Source organism: Xenophilus sp. (genome assembly GCF_044462705.1).
GTDB classification, from domain to species: Bacteria; Pseudomonadota; Gammaproteobacteria; order Burkholderiales; family Burkholderiaceae_C; genus Xenophilus; species Xenophilus azovorans.
The window spans coordinates 4569-6661 of the sequence record NZ_JBIQNC010000119.1 but is presented as its reverse complement, the minus strand read 5'-3'; the positions used below and the strand labels follow the sequence as shown (position 1 = coordinate 6661).

Here is a 2093-nt window from a genome sequence, read left to right as displayed (position 1 = left end):
TCGGCACCGACGGCCGGCTCACCGGCTACGCCGGCGGGCTGGCGCGCAAGTCGGCGCTGCTGGCGCTCGAGGGCGTTGCCGGGGCGGCACGGTGAACGCAGCGCCGGGCCGCCCCAAGCAAGCGAACGCCCGCTCGGGGGGCAGCGAGGACACGCAGTGCCGAGCGTGGGGGTCCACATGAGCACCGCCGCGCGCGCGCAGCGCGCCTGGGTGCTCGACCTGCTGCTGCTCGCCGCACTGTGGGGCGCCTCCTTCCTGTTCATGCGCATCGGCGCCGCCGAGTTCGGCGCGCTGCCCACGGCCGCCGTGCGCGTGGCGATCGCGGCGCTCTTCCTGGTGCCCCTGATGGTGCTGCGCGGCCAGACGGGCGCGCTGGCGCGTCACTGGAAGGCGGCACTGGGCGTGGGCGTCATCAACTCGGGCATGCCCTTCGCGCTGTTCTGCTTCGCGCTGCTGACCATCAACTCAGGCCTGGCGGCCGTGCTCAACGCCACGGTGCCGATGTTCGGCGCGCTGGTGGCCTGGGCCTGGTTCGGCGACCGGCCGGACGGTTCGCGCATCGCGGGCCTGGTCATCGGCTTCGCCGGCGTGGCGCTGCTGGCCGGACGCACCGCCGGGCTGCACGGCGGCGCGGGCGACCATGCCGCGCAGATGTCGGCGCTCTGGGCCGTGCTGGCCTGCCTGGGCGCCTGCCTGTGCTACGGCATCGCCGCCAGCGCCACGCGCCGCTGGCTGCAGGGCGTGCCGGCCCTGGCGACGGCCACCGGCAGCCAGCTGGGCGCCACGCTCTTCCTGGCACTGCCCGCCGCGTGGCTGTGGCCGGCGCACATGCCCGGCGCCCGGGCCTGGCTGGCGCTGCTGGCGCTGGGCGTGGCGTGCACCGGCTTCGCGTACATCCTGTTCTTCCGGCTCATCGAGCGCGCCGGCCCGGCGCGCGCGCTCACGGTGACCTTCCTGGTGCCGGTGTTCGCCGTCGCCTACGGTGCGCTCTTCCTGGGCGAGCGCATCACGCCGTGGATGCTGATGTGCGCGGCCGTCATCGTGTGCGGCGTGGCGCTGTCCAGCGGCCTGGTGCGCCTGGGCCGCCGTGCCCGGCCGGCCGCCGCCGCGGCATCGGCCCCGCCGCCGCGCTGAGCGCAGCGGCCCTTGCGGCAGATCAAGCATTGCGCCCGCGGGCGGCACCGGCAGGCGCTATAAGATACATTCTTGATGCATCTTATGAACTGCTCCGCCGCATGAACGCCCCCATCGCCTGCACCGAGAAAGAGGTCACGAAGCTGGTCCACGACTTCTATGCGCGGGTGCGCGCCGACGCGACGCTGGGCCCGATTTTCGACCGGCACATCGACGACTGGGACCACCACCTGGCCAAGCTGGTGGACTTCTGGTCCGCCATCCTGCGGCGCACCGCGCGCTTCACCGGCGCGCCGATGCCGCGCCATGCGGCGCTGCCGGGGCTGGACGCCACGCTGTTCCGCCACTGGCTGGCGCTGTTCCGCCAGACCGCCGCCGAGCAGCCCAACCAAGCCATGGCAGAACAAGCCTGCGCGATGGCCGAGCGCATCGCGCAGAGCCTCTGGATGGGCTACCAGATGAGCCGCGAGCCCGACGCGATGCCGAGCCCGCTGCCGGCCCATGGCTGAGCTGCTGCGGATCGAGGAACCGGCGGCCGCGCCCCTGCCGCCGCCGCAGTGGCGCGCCTTTCTCGAACTGGGCTTCCGTCCGCTCTACCTCGCCGGCGCACTGTGGGCGCTGGTCTCCATCGCGCTGTGGGTGTTCGCGCCGCAGTGGCTGGCGGGGCCGCTGGGCGGCGTCGCCTGGCACGCCCACGAGATGCTGTGGGGCTTCGTCGCCACCATCGCTGTCGGCTTCCTGCTGACGGCGGGTGCCAACTGGACCGGGATGAACCCGCTGCACGGGCCGGCGCTGGGTGCGCTGGCCGGCCTGTGGGTGCTGGCGCGCGTGGGCTTCCTGCTGCCGTGGCAGGCCGCTTTCGTCGCCGCCGTGGCGTGCGAGCTGCTCTTCTTCGGCTGGGCCGCGGCGGCGCTCGCCCTGGCCGTCTGGCGCACGCGCAACCACCGCAACGCCGGCGT

General features: G+C 74.0%; 3 protein-coding genes. All 3 read left to right on the top strand.

The window, feature by feature from the left end:
* Positions 1 to 177: 177 nt before the first annotated feature.
* Positions 178 to 1134, top strand: a complete 957-nt coding sequence (locus ACIY1X_RS17065) for a DMT family transporter (RefSeq protein WP_399682697.1) — start codon at positions 178 to 180, stop codon at positions 1132 to 1134.
* 101 nt (positions 1135 to 1235) lie between these two features.
* Positions 1236 to 1643: a group III truncated hemoglobin gene (locus tag ACIY1X_RS17060; protein ID WP_399682695.1), complete on the top strand. Its 408-nt coding sequence runs from the start codon at positions 1236 to 1238 to the stop codon at positions 1641 to 1643.
* The coding region (locus ACIY1X_RS17055) for an NnrS family protein (RefSeq protein ID WP_399682693.1) at positions 1636 to 2093 on the top strand (458 nt) is incomplete at its 3' end. The genes ACIY1X_RS17060 and ACIY1X_RS17055, both read left to right, overlap by 8 nt.

Excerpts from the sequence above, each read along its gene's own strand:
- ACIY1X_RS17060 (WP_399682695.1), top strand. The coding sequence starts at position 1,236 with ATGAACGCCCCCATCGCCTGCACCGAGAAAGAGGTCACGAAGCTGGTC.
- ACIY1X_RS17065 (WP_399682697.1), top strand. The coding sequence starts at position 178 with ATGAGCACCGCCGCGCGCGCGCAGCGCGCCTGGGTGCTCGACCTGCTG.